Origin of the sequence: Microcystis sp. 0824, assembly GCF_003112475.1 — a bacterium.
In the GTDB taxonomy this organism is placed as follows: domain Bacteria; phylum Cyanobacteriota; class Cyanobacteriia; order Cyanobacteriales; family Microcystaceae; genus Microcystis; species Microcystis aeruginosa_C.
This window is the reverse complement of sequence record NZ_BDSM01000025.1, coordinates 1-13,061: the sequence shown is the minus strand read 5'-3', so window position 1 is coordinate 13,061 and position 13,061 is coordinate 1. Positions and strand designations below refer to the sequence as shown.

At 42.4% G+C, this 13,061-nt stretch carries 15 protein-coding genes; 8 read left to right on the top strand and 7 right to left on the bottom strand.

Translation table 11 applies throughout. From position 1 onward, the window contains the following. The first annotated feature begins 164 nt into the window (after positions 1-164). Positions 165-2,477, top strand: a complete 2,313-nt coding sequence (locus N0824_RS09785; RefSeq protein WP_108936622.1) for a DUF3488 and DUF4129 domain-containing transglutaminase family protein — start codon at positions 165-167, stop codon at positions 2,475-2,477. Between the two features lie 140 nt (positions 2,478-2,617). Here N0824_RS09785 and N0824_RS09780 read toward each other — a convergent pair whose 3' ends face one another. Together N0824_RS09780 and N0824_RS09775 are read right to left on the bottom strand one after the other, a co-directional pair. Next, a complete protein-coding gene (locus tag N0824_RS09780; RefSeq protein ID WP_079207149.1) occupies positions 2,618-2,839 on the bottom strand; it encodes a type II toxin-antitoxin system HicA family toxin in 222 nt (73 codons plus the stop codon). Next, on the bottom strand, positions 2,836-3,042 hold the full coding sequence (locus N0824_RS09775; protein ID WP_004163097.1) for a type II toxin-antitoxin system HicB family antitoxin: 207 nt from the start codon (positions 3,040-3,042) through the stop codon (positions 2,836-2,838). The genes N0824_RS09780 and N0824_RS09775 overlap by 4 nt, the downstream gene beginning before the upstream one ends. A gap of 327 nt (positions 3,043-3,369) precedes the next feature. On the opposite strand from N0824_RS09775, the gene N0824_RS09770 reads away from it, so the two are divergent. Together N0824_RS09770 and N0824_RS09765 are read left to right on the top strand one after the other, a co-directional pair. Further along, positions 3,370-3,618 (top strand): hypothetical protein, encoded by a 249-nt coding sequence (locus tag N0824_RS09770; RefSeq protein ID WP_108936621.1) that lies wholly within the window; start codon positions 3,370-3,372, stop codon positions 3,616-3,618. A 326-nt stretch (positions 3,619-3,944) separates the two neighbouring features. Then, positions 3,945-4,409 (top strand): SRPBCC family protein, encoded by a 465-nt coding sequence (locus N0824_RS09765; protein ID WP_002778570.1) that lies wholly within the window; start codon positions 3,945-3,947, stop codon positions 4,407-4,409. A gap of 73 nt (positions 4,410-4,482) precedes the next feature. Here N0824_RS09765 and N0824_RS09760 read toward each other — a convergent pair whose 3' ends face one another. Beyond that, positions 4,483-4,686, bottom strand: a complete 204-nt coding sequence (locus N0824_RS09760; protein ID WP_002778572.1) for a hypothetical protein — start codon at positions 4,684-4,686, stop codon at positions 4,483-4,485. A 70-nt stretch (positions 4,687-4,756) separates the two neighbouring features. Here N0824_RS09760 and N0824_RS09755 point away from each other — a divergent pair, with 70 nt between their 5' ends. The 3 genes from N0824_RS09755 to N0824_RS09745 all read left to right on the top strand — a co-directional run bounded on the left by N0824_RS09755 (position 4,757) and on the right by N0824_RS09745 (position 6,908). After that, the gene (locus N0824_RS09755; protein ID WP_008201564.1) at positions 4,757-5,272 is read left to right on the top strand and encodes a DUF1499 domain-containing protein; all 516 of its coding nucleotides are present in this window, start codon (positions 4,757-4,759) and stop codon (positions 5,270-5,272) included. Positions 5,273-5,309: 37 nt separating this feature from the next. After that, positions 5,310-5,807: a DUF427 domain-containing protein gene (locus tag N0824_RS09750; protein ID WP_108936620.1), complete on the top strand. Its 498-nt coding sequence runs from the start codon at positions 5,310-5,312 to the stop codon at positions 5,805-5,807. Positions 5,808-6,026: 219 nt separating this feature from the next. After that, complete coding sequence (locus N0824_RS09745; RefSeq protein ID WP_108936619.1) at positions 6,027-6,908, top strand: 4-hydroxybenzoate solanesyltransferase; 882 nt, start codon at positions 6,027-6,029, stop codon at positions 6,906-6,908. Positions 6,909-6,947: 39 nt separating this feature from the next. On the opposite strand, the gene N0824_RS09740 is transcribed toward N0824_RS09745, so the two are convergent. Next, positions 6,948-7,514 carry a hypothetical protein gene (locus N0824_RS09740; RefSeq protein WP_108936618.1) on the bottom strand — a complete coding sequence of 189 codons (567 nt, stop codon included), beginning with the start codon at positions 7,512-7,514 and terminating at the stop codon, positions 6,948-6,950. 126 nt (positions 7,515-7,640) lie between these two features. Between N0824_RS09740 and N0824_RS09735 the strand changes: the two genes are divergently transcribed. After that, the gene (locus tag N0824_RS09735; protein WP_108936617.1) at positions 7,641-7,880 is read left to right on the top strand and encodes a DUF6737 family protein; all 240 of its coding nucleotides are present in this window, start codon (positions 7,641-7,643) and stop codon (positions 7,878-7,880) included. Here the strand turns inward: N0824_RS09735 and N0824_RS09730 are convergent. The 3 genes from N0824_RS09730 to hemF form a co-directional block, all read right to left on the bottom strand. After that, entirely contained in the window at positions 7,845-10,145 is a 2,301-nt protein-coding gene (locus N0824_RS09730) for an ATP-dependent helicase (RefSeq protein WP_108936616.1), read from the bottom strand. The genes N0824_RS09735 and N0824_RS09730 overlap by 36 nt on opposite strands. Before the next feature lie 215 nt (positions 10,146-10,360). Further along, positions 10,361-11,335 carry a tRNA lysidine(34) synthetase TilS gene (gene tilS, locus N0824_RS09725; protein WP_108936615.1) on the bottom strand — a complete coding sequence of 325 codons (975 nt, stop codon included), beginning with the start codon at positions 11,333-11,335 and terminating at the stop codon, positions 10,361-10,363. 171 nt (positions 11,336-11,506) lie between these two features. Further along, complete coding sequence (hemF, locus tag N0824_RS09720; protein WP_002779853.1) at positions 11,507-12,529, bottom strand: oxygen-dependent coproporphyrinogen oxidase; 1,023 nt, start codon at positions 12,527-12,529, stop codon at positions 11,507-11,509. Between the two features lie 352 nt (positions 12,530-12,881). On the opposite strand from hemF, the gene N0824_RS09715 reads away from it, so the two are divergent. Continuing rightward, on the top strand, positions 12,882-13,061 hold a 180-nt coding region (locus N0824_RS09715), incomplete at its 3' end, for a transposase family protein (RefSeq protein ID WP_233256405.1).

Here is a 13,061-nt window from a genome sequence, read left to right as displayed (position 1 = left end):
TAATCAGTTATCAGTTATCAGTAGTCAGCTTTTTTCTCCCCATCTCCCTATCTCCCTATTTTCCTATCTCCTGACATCTAAAATCCACTTTACCCCATGGAGCGATCGAGATTAGAACTGGGAAACATAAAATTAACTTTTTGATCCTTCTCCCAATTTAGCCTATGGTTAGCAGTGCCGCTCGTCCAAAACCTTCCTTAAAAACCCTCTGGCAAAAGATAGAATCTTTTCCCCTACCAGAAACCGAGGAATCGATTATTTTAAGAATTCTGGTGCAAGCTTTAGTAATCGTCGGTATTATCGCCACCGATGTGGCTACCGATAGTTATACCAGTATTTGGGCTGTTCCTCTCAGTATTATCGGCGGAATCTGGAGTTGGCGACGCAGGAAAAAGCGCAATATCGGGGCAAAATTTTGTATAGCGATCGGAATGTTGGTAGTGTTGGCGCTATTCTTGGGTAATATCGTTGCGATGCAGGATAGTCGCATTGCCCTAACACAATTATTAATTCAATTACAAATTCTCCATAGTTTTGACCTGCCCCGACGCAAAGATTTAGGGTATTCTATGGTAATCGGTTTAATTCTCTTGGGAGTCGCAGGGACAATCTCCCAAACCCTCGCTTTTGCGCCTTGGTTAATCCTCTTTCTGTTTTTATCCCTACCTACCCTAGTTTTAGACTATCGTTCTCGTTTAGGTTTAGATAATCTCAATCAGAGTCTCCCTTTCTTCTCAAGGAAATCCCCGCATCTAGCCACAAAAAAATTAGTTTCCCCGCAAAATTCTTCCCTTTCTCCCAAACGTTTCGGGATTTTCTTTCTGACAATTCTCCTCTTGGGATTGACAATTTTTGCTCTGATGCCGCGTTTTCCGGGTTATCAAATTCAATCTTTTCCCGTCAATAGTCCAGGAGGTATGGAAAATCAGGATTTTGAACAGGGAGACAGACAAATCGTTAACCCCGGCTATGTGCGCGAGGGTGAAACGGGGAATGGTGGCGTAAATGGCGGTAATAGTCCCACTACAGGGTCAGGACAGTTAGATTCTACCTTTTATTACGGTTTTAACCCTCAAATTAACCAAAATTTGCGGGGAAGTATGACTCCCCAGACAGTCATGCGGGTACGTTCCCAAGCCCCCGGATTCTGGCGGGCGATGGCCTTTGATCGCTATACTGGTCAAGGGTGGCAAATCTCGCGAGATCAAGAAGTAGAGGATTTAAATCGCAGTAGTTGGTCCTATCGCTTTTTTGTGCCACTACCCGCAACCCAAGCAAAAACCCATCAGGTAGTCCAAACCTACAGCATTGTCTCCAGTTTACCGAATATTATCCCTGCTCTTACCTCGCCCCAGTTTCTCTTTTTTCCTACCCGACAGGTATCTTTGGACAGAGAAAATAGCTTAAGGTCGCCGGGGGGATTAGCAGAAGGGCTAACTTATACTGTAATCTCACAAGTGCCGGAACGCAATCGCAGCCAACTGCGAGCTGCTCCAGAAACCTACCCTAAGTCTATTCTCAAGTATTATTTACAAATTCCTGCCGAAATTGCCCCGAAAGTCCGCCGAAAAACCGAGGAATTGCTGGCCAAATCTCCCAAACCCTTAACCTCTCCCTACGAGAAGGCCCTATATTTGGCCCAAGCATTAAAGCAAAACTACGAATTAAAAACCGATTTGCCCTTTTTAGCCGAAAATGAGGATTTAGTCTCGGCCTTTTTGTTTCGTTTTCAGGGGGGTTACGCCGATCATTTTTCCACCGTGTTAACGATTATGTTACGCTCGATCGGTATTCCTGCCCGATTAGCCACCGGTTTTGCCCCTGGCCAGTTTAATCCTTTCACTGGCTTTTATGTTGTCCAAAATACGGATGCTTACGCCATCACAGAGGTGTTTTTCCCTGGTTACGGTTGGTACACTTTCGATCCTATCCCGGGCCACGAATTAATTCCCCCATCCTTTGAGGAAGCGGAACCTTTTAGCGTCCTCAAGCAATTTTGGCAATGGGTGGCCGGATGGTTGCCCTCTCCAGTAACGGGTTTTCTCGGTCTGATTTGGGAAAATGTTATCGTTACTATCGGTAAGTTATTGGCCTGGTTATGGCGCTTTATTTCCGGCAGTCTTTTCGGGGGAATTCTCGGCGGTTTAGTGGGGGTCGTCTTCGCTTACGCTGGTTGGTTAGGATGGCGACAGTTCCATGGTTGGCGTCGGGGTCGCAAGTTAGCTAAACTACCACCGATCGAGCGTTTATACCAGCAAATGTTAGGAATCTTAACAGAAGCCGGTTATGGTAAACATCCCGCTCAAACTCCTTTAGAATACGCCGCCGCTGCCCGCCGCGTCCAACCGCCGCCAGTGGCGAATATTATCGAGGAGATTGCTCGCGCTTACGTTGATTGGCGTTATGGCGGTAAATCGGCTAATATCGAGAGATTACGCCAACGTTTTCGAGAGTTGCTCAAGCTAGTGAAAAAGTGAGCTTGAGCCTATAGTTAGGGTTTGCGGCAAAAAGTTTTTCAGCAAATCCTAAATAATTAGTCTTTAATAACAGAAAACGGGTTTCTTTAGGAAACCCGTTTTCTGGATCTCGGCGCTTAACCTAACGCTGCTGGGGATATTTATAATAAGGTAATAAACTGATCCACGCTCAACTCGGCGTCTCTAATAATTGAACGCAAAGTTCCCTTTGCCAGTTTGGGGTGATCTGGGACAACAACCTGAGAAAATGGGTTATCTCGACGAAGAATAACGTGACTGCTTTCTCGTCGTTTTTGGTAAAAGCCGACTTTCTCCAGCGCCTTAATACAGTCCTTGCCTGAAACACTCGGTAGCTTACTCACACAACCGCCAGAAATGTTTCCAATGTATCCTCTGGAATCGGCAGTCCGTCTTCCGCTAAAGCCGCAATATAACCGGCAATCGCCTCTTTTATATTAATCAAGGCTTCTTCTTTCGTTTTTCCCTGACTAACACAGCCTTTGAGACTTGGACACTCCACAATCCAATAGCCGTCTTCGTCTCGATATACAATGACTTGCCTCATTTTTTCACTCGCTTTTTAAGAAGTGTTAATAATTACCCCTAATCATAGCAAACAACTCAGCCAAATTTATTTACCGTTCCTGGATTAGCCTTCCCCCCAACGTCATCTCTAGATTTAGTCCAGGCGCTGAAGAATACTTACACTAGCGGCGTTGGTTTTTCGCAACCAAAGTAAATTACATATCTTAAATTGAGAGTAACTAAACTTGACAATCAGTTTAACAATGCGCTAGAGTAACTGAAAGTTCTAGACTGTAACGCTGGCGGAAGAGAGGCTATTAATTTCGACTGATTTTTTTACTAATAACTAAACTAAGAAAATATAATTATGACAAACTATCAAACAGAAATTAAAATTAAAGTTCCTTTAGATGTTGCTGAAACTTATTGGAATGCAAAGGAGGAAGAACGTCAAAGAATAGCAGAAAAAATCGCTTTTTATGTTCAATCTTCAAATTTATCTAGAAAAGAATCTCTGGAGAAATTATATAAAACGATGGCTACTATTGGACAAAAAGCACAAGAGAGAGGATTAACCCTTGAAATTTTAGAATCTCTCTTAAATGAAGATAACTAAACGCTTTGTTCTCGATACCAATGTTATTATCAGTTAATATCGAGAGATTACGCCAACGTTTTCGAGAATTTGTCAAGCTAGTGAAAAAGTGAGCTTGAGAGCAGTTATCTTAATGGTGAGGTAGGAAGTTTTCGTTTTGGGGAGTCGGTCGCTGGTCGTCCATGGCAAATTAGGTTACACTTCATCTTGATGAGAAAGGCTATAAATAACACTATGTTAAGAAATGTAACCAAGGCCGAAACCCTTACTGTTGCCTTGTCTGCACAGTTAACTTTATTTTTGTCCGACTACCGATAATTCTCAGCCAGTAATTTATAAGCAGATCAATGTCATCTTGTCAAGTATTTGAACAATCAATTCAGATTAAAGCTAGTGCCACGACGGTGGAGCGTTGTATCACGGATTTAGAGTTAATGCGTCGTTGGTTGAATCCGGTGTTAGTTTGTGAACCTATCGGCGATTGGAAGACCGATATCGGTGGGAGAAGTCGTTTTTTGATTCAAATTCCCCTAATTCAGCCAACGCTGAAAAGTACGGTGATTGAGAGGGAACCGGGGTTAATTGTCTGGCAATTTGAAGGCTTTTTTCGCGGCTGCGATCGCTGGGAATGTCAACCCAATGATGGCGGCACTTGTCTCATCAATCGTTTTGAGTTTGCGATTCCTAATCCAGTTGTGGGGTGGGGATTCCAGCAATTCGCCGCCAAATGGACTAAAAAGGATATGGAAGCGCAATTAAGACGCTTAAAAAGAGTAGCCGAGGAAATTTATCTACTTTCAGCAACAAGTTAAGCTGATGGGGTAGTAAGCGGGGGGTTTTGGGGATGGGAGAATACCCTCACCCCCAACAGCTAACCCCTGATCCCTAATCGATCGAGATCGACTGGGGACTGTTGCCGTTATCCTGATTATTGTCGTTAAAACTGACTAATCCCTGCTCTTCTAACCATTTTTTGAGGGGATCGTCCGAAAGTTTCAAGCGCAGTAATCCAGAGGCAAAACCACCGAAAAAAGCGATCGGTTGTTGAATCAGTTCTTTAACAACGGGTTGTAATTCATCGAGAAACATCTTATTCTATCTCCTGATCTTGTCACACCTATCAATGTTAAGTTAATTGAAGTGATTCTGTAAGACTAGCATGACTGAAACTTCCGACACGGTGAAAAAATCTTTCCGGCTAACCCCGTTTATTTTCCTGGGAATACTGCTCATCTGGCTAGGAATTAGGTTAATTGCTCCCGATAGCGTCAGTTTATTCGCTGGTACTCGTCCCGATTATTTGGGAGTCAGGGAAGGTAAACTGGCCCCTTGTCCGGTCACTCCTAATTGTGTTAGTAGTCAGAGTCAGGATCAGGCTCATGCGATCGAACCCCTTAGTTATCAGGGTAGCGGTGAAAAAGCGATCGAGCAATTAGCTAAAATTATCGCCTCCCAACCGAGAACTAAAATTATTAACCAAGATAGTAACTATCTCTACGCCGAATTTAGCAGTCAATGGATGGGATTTGTCGATGATGTGGAATTTTCTCTTAATCCTAGCAAAAATGCGATCGATGTTCGCTCGGCCTCCCGGTTAGGAGAATCGGATTTAAATGTCAATCGAGAACGAGTGGAAACCCTGAGAAAACTCTTTTCAGTGATCAGTAATCAGTAAACAGTGAACTGACTCGGAGAATAATATAAGAAAAATTATGTTTCGTCCCCAACCGATACCAGCAAAAGCAGGACAGGAATCCGTCTGGGATTATCCTCGTCCCCCGCGCCTAGAATTATCACCTAAACACCTAAAAATTATCTTTAATGGCGTGATAATTGCCGATACTAAAAGCAGTTATCGAGTTCTAGAAACCAGTCATCCTCCAGTTTATTATCTACCGCCCCAAGATATTAAAATGGAATACCTGCAAGCCACAGCAGAAAAGTCTTTTTGTGAGTGGAAAGGTCTAGCGGGATATTATAATATCGCCGTTGGGGATCAACAGGCAATTAACGCCGCTTGGTATTATCCAGATCCGACACCAGAGTTTCAAGCAATTAAGAATTATCTGGCTTTTTATCCCGCCAAAATGAGTGCTTGTTATGCCGATGGGGAATTAGTACAACCGCAGCCCGGCAACTTTTACGGGGGATGGATAACCTCCGATGTGGTTGGTCCGTTTAAAGGCGTTCCTAATAGTTGGGGCTGGTAATCACGTTAAGTCCTTTGGGCATTATGCTACTTGTCAGAAGGGGCAAAAGGCAAAAGGCAAAAGGCAAAAGGCAGGAGGCAGCTTTTTTCTTCCCACTTCCCACTTCTCACTTCATAATTCATAATTCATAATTTATAATTTATAATTCATAATTCATAATTCATAATTTATAATTTATAATTCCCCTTAACTCCTAGTTTCTACTTTTTACGAGAAATTATGACTATATCCCAACCCGATCTAGAACCCACTTGGATGACGATTATTCGCCTCTTGCGCTGGGATAAACCCGCCGGTAGGTTAATTTTGATGATTCCCGCTTTATGGGCGGTATTTTTGGCGGCAGACGGGGTGCCACCGCTACCCTTGATCGGGGTGATCGTTTTGGGAACTTTGGCTACTAGCGCCGCCGGCTGTGTGGTTAACGATCTTTGGGATCGGGATATTGATCCACAGGTTGATCGCACTCGTAACCGTCCTTTAGCGGCCAGAGCTTTATCGATCAAGGTTGGTTTGATTATCGCTCTGATTGCTTTCTTTTGCGCCGCAATTTTAGCTTTATATCTGAATTTCCTGAGTTTTTGCCTATGTGTGGCCGCCGTTCCCTTGATTATCTGCTATCCTCTCGCCAAGCGTTTTTTTCCTGTACCCCAATTGGTTCTTTCTCTCGCTTGGGGTTTTGCGGTTTTAATCTGTTGGAGTGCCGTCACTGGGGCGTTAAATAGTAATACATTTATATTATGGGGAGCGGTGATTTTTTGGACATTGGCATTTGATACAATTTATGCTCTGTCCGATCGAGAGGATGATCTCAAGGTTGGTATTAACTCTAGTGCCATATTTTTCGGCAAATACGCCCCGGAAGCCGTGGGGGTCTTTTTTGCCATAACAGTGGGTTTATTGGCTTGGGAGGGGCAAAAAATGCAGTTATCAGCCTCTTTTTGGCTAGGGTTGGGTCTAGCGGCGATCGCTTGGTTGCGTCAATACCGGCTGTTACGTCAATCGGATTTACCTAAACCAGTTTATGGTCAAATGTTCGGTCAAAATGTTTGGGTCGGTTTTATTTTATTAGCGGCTATGATTGGGGGAAGTTTGTATTAAAACTCCCCCAAAAATGTCCCTAGAGTCAGTATCTATTGTCTATTCTGACTCTAATAATCCCATTACCGTAGCTGATGCGGGTTCACCAGTCATCAAAGCTACCCGTCTTTGAAAATTTTTTTCCACAGCAATGCAGGTATTTAAGGGATCTAAAATACCCTTTCTGATTTCCCTTTCCCAAGAATAATTTCTTTCTCGGTGTTTAAATCTTGATAATTGCTGGGTGAAAACAGTAACCACTTGATAAATGATTTTTAAATCGTAAAGAGAGTCAATTTGAGAAATTTTAACCGCTAAAGCCCGAAATTGACGGGATATTTCTTGAGCTTGCTCTTGACTACAGCCATGGTCACGATGATAATAATTAACTACTTCTGCCATGTACTGAGCGTGTTTAGCGGCATTTTGAATGCTATGTTGAGCATTTTCCACGGGAGCAAGAAATCGATCTAATAATAGCTGTTGAGCGTAGGCATCGCGAAGGGACGAATTAGAGATTACTTGTAATTCGGCCATTCTTTCTTCATGTTTACGGCGATTTTCGGCATAAATCTCCGTCAGAATAGTATCTAACAGCTTGGGAATCGGATAAAAGACATCAATCATAGGAAAATTTAGCTTAGTTTGTCTAGAGATAAGAAACTCTATTGATAGAATTACCCAAAATTGTAGCAGTTATCTGAATAGTCAGGTACGATAAAATCAAGTTAGTAAATTACCGCCCCTTAACTAATGTCTAACTCGAAATCTAGTAGCGTTTGGGACAACAAACCCCGTTGGTGTCAACCTTGGTCGATTTTGTTGACAGGAATTACCCTGATTGCTGGCTGTTGGTTTTTAACTCAGCGTCTCTGGTTAACCCTACTCCTATCTATTCCCATACTCCTCTGGTGGTTTGTCTTCCTAATTCTTTATCCCCGGACGCTGCAGCAACAGTTAAACACAGAAAGAATCGGGGAAAGCATTGATTAAAACAGGAAAGACAGGACAGGGATTTTTATCCTGTAATTGACTACTTTCATCTCCGCGAAAAGTGTTCCAACGGAAAGGAGCTTTTTTTTCACTCGACATCCATAAAAGTCTTTTTGCTCGTGTCATCGCTACATACAAAAGTCGGTATTCTTCAGCTTTTTTAAGTTGTCCAGCTTCTAACCAAGCGCTTAAAGGTGGGGGAATAATTGGTATGCTGTCGGGGTTTAAATAGCGTTGATGAACCGCTGCTCGAATTTGCGCTCGCGCTACTTCTGCGAGGGTAAAATCTCCCAAAAATTTCGCCCCATTGGGGACCCAAGGTTTGCCAGGAATAATATCTTCGTGAAGAAAGGGAATAAAAACATAATCCCAGTCTAAACCCTTGGCTTTGTGCATAGTAATAATCGTCAGTTGTCCGGGACGAGTATAACAATCGTCGTTATCTTCTTCCACTCCTTCAAAGCGCTCAGAGGCGATAATTTCATTAAGAGTATTAATTGTATTTTTGAGAGAACTATTACCAGCAGTTTCCTGATAAATACGGGCGGTTAATTTTTGCAAAGTGGCTAATTCTGATCCCGAATATTGGAGAGTCATAGCGAAAAAAGACAGGAGTTGATAATGGGGTAATTCTAATCTAGCTTTTAGTAAACTGCAGCAATAACGACGGGCGATTTTTTCGTTAGATTTCAGTTCAGGATCGAGGGGAGTGGGATAAAGAAATTGTTCGGGATAGGTAACTAAAGGATTTAAGTCTTGGGCAGTAATTAAACCCCTCAATTGTAACACTTCTAAGGCCGCTTTGAGATAATCAGGAGAGTGGGGACGTTCGACAAAAGCCAATAGTTTCAGCATTTCGGCGGGAATTTGGGAAAAGCGATCGATCTCGTTAGCTTCAAAAATTCTGATTTGATAACTTTTATAAAAATGGGCGAATTTTTGAGCAAAAAAGTGTCCCTGTCGATTTTGTCTAACGAGGATAGCGGCATTATGTTGAGGGTTTTCTTGGAGTAATTTAACTAGACGTTTTTCAATTAATTCTACTGTTTGATAAATGTCATCGGGTTGATAAATTTCTAATCCTTTTCCCTCCTTAACTGGATTAGGTTGGGGATCTTCAGCACCGACGGGAAGAATCGCTTGAACCCGAAAAGGAGCCTCGGTAACTTTATGATTATCTTTCCCCTGTTTCCAATCTCGATCGACCCATTGTAAAACTAAATTAGCAGCTTCAATAATTTTAGTATTGCTGCGACCTGCTTGGTTCATAGTGGATAAATTGCCTTCGCTTTGACAACTTTCACAAAACCAATTAAAGTAAACAGGATCGGCGGGGGTAAAGGTGGAATTAATGGCTTGATTGGGATCGCCGACGCGAATTAAATTAGGTATTTCCCCGTCATTATTTTTTGCTAAAATAGTAATTAGTTTTTCTTGGAGAGGACTAGAATCCTGTGCCTCATCTTCAAAAACTCCAAAGACAGATTTTTGCTCTTGTCGGCGAATTGTTTCTTCCTCTAATACTCGCAAGGCTCCTAAAATCATGTCATCATAATCTATATAGTTTTTCTGACGCATCAGGATTTCATACTGTTGGTACAAACCACTAGCAATAGCGAGAATTTGATAATTATCGTCGCTATAGTGGCTTAATTCCCAGACTTGCTGCGGTGATAATCCCGAACTTTTTAGCTCATGAATGGCCGTATAGGCAAGACTAGGTAAAATTTCGGTTCTCAGCACCGATTGACGGCGTAATCTTTCGGTTTCTTCCCCATCAAATTCCACTCCTTCTAATAACTTTTGATAACGAATTGGATCGGCAATTAGCCATTTTTCCACCGAGTTTCTAATAATTCTGTGGCTAGGAGTCGGAATAACTAAGGTAGAAGATTCGAGGTCTAATCCCGATAATTCCGGGTAACGACGGGCCAATTGTAGAGCCAGTCCGTGCAGAGTTTGAACGCTGAACCCTTGGGCAGAAAGTTGTAAATCTTGCAAGCGTTGTTTAATTTTAGCTTTAATACTAGCGGCAGCCGAGCGGATGTAGGTGACAATAATTAACTGTTTTTTAGCGTGCAGTTGCTCACGAGCAATAACCATAGCGGCAGCTACGGCCAAACTGTGGGATTTTCCCGCCCCCGGCACCGCAGAAATGGCCATTTTTCCCCCTTGCCAATCGGCTAATTCCTGTTGTCTGGCTCGCAGTTGTTGCCGGAGATTTACCAGTAAATTTTCTCGATTAATTACTTTAGTTTCGCTCATTATGCCCCGCCAATTTTATTTTTAGTTTAATTGTATTACTATTTTAGTTTATCTTTAAACTAATTGCTGTAAAAGTTAGCTAGAGATAACTAGAATGGGGAGATGGTTTTTTTCAGTGAACAGTAATCAGTAATCAGTGAAAAGAAAGTAGCGAATTTTTCCCCTAACACTGTCCACTTAAAACTGTAATCTGATAACTGATCACTGATAACTGATCACTGATAACTGATATATAGCCAATTTTGTTGTACTTCTACCCTAATTTTGCCCGTTAGGGAGGAAGTGGCATCGCGATTAACACCAGTAATGAGATTAACCACTGACTCAACTTCGGCAAAATTAGGTGATGAGGGTAAATATTGAGCCAAAAATAAACGAATCACCCGTCTTTGTATCGCTAGAGGTAAAATTTGTAAAGGAGAGCGATCGAGTCTTTGTTGATCTAGATCGATAACCTGACGAAAAATATCCCGGGCAATACTATCTAAATAATCGCTTTCTGCTTCCAAAATTTCAGCAGTTTGGGCGAGATGTTTTTCGATTTGGGGATTTAAATTAGTTTGCAGGTAGGGTAATAATTCCTGACGGATGCGATTGCGAGCATAGCGTAAATTTTCGTTAGCTCGATCATACCAGATCGGTAATTCTCGACTTTGACAAAAAGCGAAAGTTTCCCCGCGAGTGACATTTAAGAGGGGACGGACTAAAAAAATATCTGGGGTTAAACTTGTCAACCAAGTTAAGGCAGAAAGTCCATCACTACCGGCTCCGCGCGTGAGATTATAAAGAAAAGTTTCCGCTCGATCGCTTCTCGTGTGTGCCGTGAGAAGATAATTAAAACCCTGTTCTTGGGCGATTGTTTGTAAAGCTTGATAACGCCATTGTCGGGCCTTGGCTTCCGTTTCCGCCATGGGGGGTGCGGTGGCAATATAAACGGGTAATTGCCAAATTTCGGCGATTTTACGCACATGATCCACTAATCCTCGGTCCTGGGACCAACGGTGATCACAATGAGCGATCGCTAGTTGCCAACCCCAACGAGAGCGCAAATCCAGCAATAATTGACCTAAACAAAGGGAATCCTGACCTGCCGACAATGCCACTAACAGAGACGCATTTTTAGGTAGTAATTGTCCCTTTTTCACCGTGGTTTCCAGACGAGTATGGAGAGGTGTCCAAAAATTAGCCAAAATTTTTAGATTTATTTACTTGACAAATGACAGATAACTAGAACGGGAGAAGGGAGAGGGAATTATGAATTATGAATTATGAATTATGAATTATGAATTGGGAAGAATAAATAAAAGCAATCTTCTGATAACTGATAACTGATAACTGATAACTGATAACTGATAACTGATTTAACCTTGCCAATTAACCCAATCTTGGGGTTTTAGGAAGATATCATAGAGTTTTGCTTCTGGGGTATTGGGTGCAGGTTGATAACAGTATTCCCAACGGACTAAAGGAGGTAAAGACATCAAAATCGACTCGGTACGACCGTTAGTTTGCAGCCCAAAAATTGTGCCACGATCATAAACTAAATTAAATTCTACATAACGACCGCGACGATAGAGTTGAAACTGACGTTCTCTGTCACCGTATTCCGTCGAGCGGCGTTTCTGGACAATGGGAACGTAAGCGGGTAGAAAAGCTCGGCCACAGTCATTAATGAAACTAAAAATTTCTTCCCAGTTGCGGGGTTGTTGGGGAGATAATTTTTCTGAATAGATAGCGGCATCACTTTCGGCAAAGGGACCCCGATAGAGAGGGTCTAAACCGTCTTGGTAATCAAAGAAAATCCCGCCGATGCCTCTGGCTTCCTGACGATGATTGAGATAAAAATATTCATCACACCAGCGTTTAAAAACGGGATAATATTCAGGATGATGTTGGTCGCAAACCTGTTTAAAAGTGCGATGAAAATGACTAGCATCTTCTTCAAAAGCATAGTAGGGAGTTAAATCGGCACCGCCGCCAAACCACCAAACTGGACCGGCTTCAAAATAGCGATAATTGAGGTGAACCGTGGGAATATAAGGATTGCGAGGATGTAAGACCATCGAGGTTCCCGTGGCGTAAAATTGATGACCGGCAGCCTCGGGCCGTTGTTTGGCAATGCTAGGAGGTAATTCTTTCCCCCAAACTTCCGAAAAATTCACCCCTGCTTGTTCAAAAATTGCCCCTTCCCGCAAAACTCGCGAACGTCCGCCGCCACCTTCGGGCCGTTGCCAACTATCTTCGATAAATTTTGCTTGTCCATCCACTTCTTCTAATCCCTGACAAATTTCATCCTGTAGGGATTTCATAAATTCACTGACGCGGCTACGGCTGTCACTGGCGGGCAAATTGGCAAGGGTGGGGGTTGTGGTGAATGCAGTCATACTCAAGGATCAAAGTTGATAACTCAGTGATTATATTACTACTGGGTGATGAAGATGCCGATCTTCGATACTTAACTTAACATTTGGACGGATTGGAGGTTTTTCATCAGTGAACAGTGAACAGTAGACCTCTTGCAAAAGTCTTTCGTGATATAATAAGGGGTTATTTATTTTTGCCAATACTCTCACGAGACAGCGATCGCCACAATGAGATAGTGTTGCCAGCGTAATAAAAGAGTTTTTTTGTAATACTGTTTAAAATCCGTCCTTAATAGATAAAAAACAGAATAAGAGTATAAAATTTGCCGAAACGAATAGGTTATGTCGAAAGAAATTTAAGCGTTTAACGGGAATGAGTCGCCGAACTTTCTATCTGATTGTTAACATCATTAAAGAATACGAAAAAAAGAAGAATAAGCTGGGTCGTCCTTGTAGATTAATCCCAGAAGATCAGGTTTTAATAGCTATTCAATACTGGCGGGAATATCGGACTTATTTTCACATTGGGTGCGAGTGGGGAGTCTCAGAGTCG

Excerpts from the sequence above, each read along its gene's own strand:
- N0824_RS09785 (WP_108936622.1), top strand. The coding sequence starts at position 165 with ATGGTTAGCAGTGCCGCTCGTCCAAAACCTTCCTTAAAAACCCTCTGG.
- N0824_RS09775 (WP_004163097.1), bottom strand. The coding sequence starts at position 3,042 with ATGAGGCAAGTCATTGTATATCGAGACGAAGACGGCTATTGGATTGTG.
- N0824_RS09770 (WP_108936621.1), top strand. The coding sequence starts at position 3,370 with ATGACAAACTATCAAACAGAAATTAAAATTAAAGTTCCTTTAGATGTT.
- N0824_RS09765 (WP_002778570.1), top strand. The coding sequence starts at position 3,945 with ATGTCATCTTGTCAAGTATTTGAACAATCAATTCAGATTAAAGCTAGT.
- N0824_RS09760 (WP_002778572.1), bottom strand. The coding sequence starts at position 4,686 with ATGTTTCTCGATGAATTACAACCCGTTGTTAAAGAACTGATTCAACAA.
- N0824_RS09755 (WP_008201564.1), top strand. The coding sequence starts at position 4,757 with ATGACTGAAACTTCCGACACGGTGAAAAAATCTTTCCGGCTAACCCCG.
- N0824_RS09750 (WP_108936620.1), top strand. The coding sequence starts at position 5,310 with ATGTTTCGTCCCCAACCGATACCAGCAAAAGCAGGACAGGAATCCGTC.
- N0824_RS09745 (WP_108936619.1), top strand. The coding sequence starts at position 6,027 with ATGACTATATCCCAACCCGATCTAGAACCCACTTGGATGACGATTATT.
- N0824_RS09740 (WP_108936618.1), bottom strand. The coding sequence starts at position 7,514 with ATGATTGATGTCTTTTATCCGATTCCCAAGCTGTTAGATACTATTCTG.
- N0824_RS09735 (WP_108936617.1), top strand. The coding sequence starts at position 7,641 with ATGTCTAACTCGAAATCTAGTAGCGTTTGGGACAACAAACCCCGTTGG.
- N0824_RS09730 (WP_108936616.1), bottom strand. The coding sequence starts at position 10,145 with ATGAGCGAAACTAAAGTAATTAATCGAGAAAATTTACTGGTAAATCTC.
- hemF (WP_002779853.1), bottom strand. The coding sequence starts at position 12,529 with ATGACTGCATTCACCACAACCCCCACCCTTGCCAATTTGCCCGCCAGT.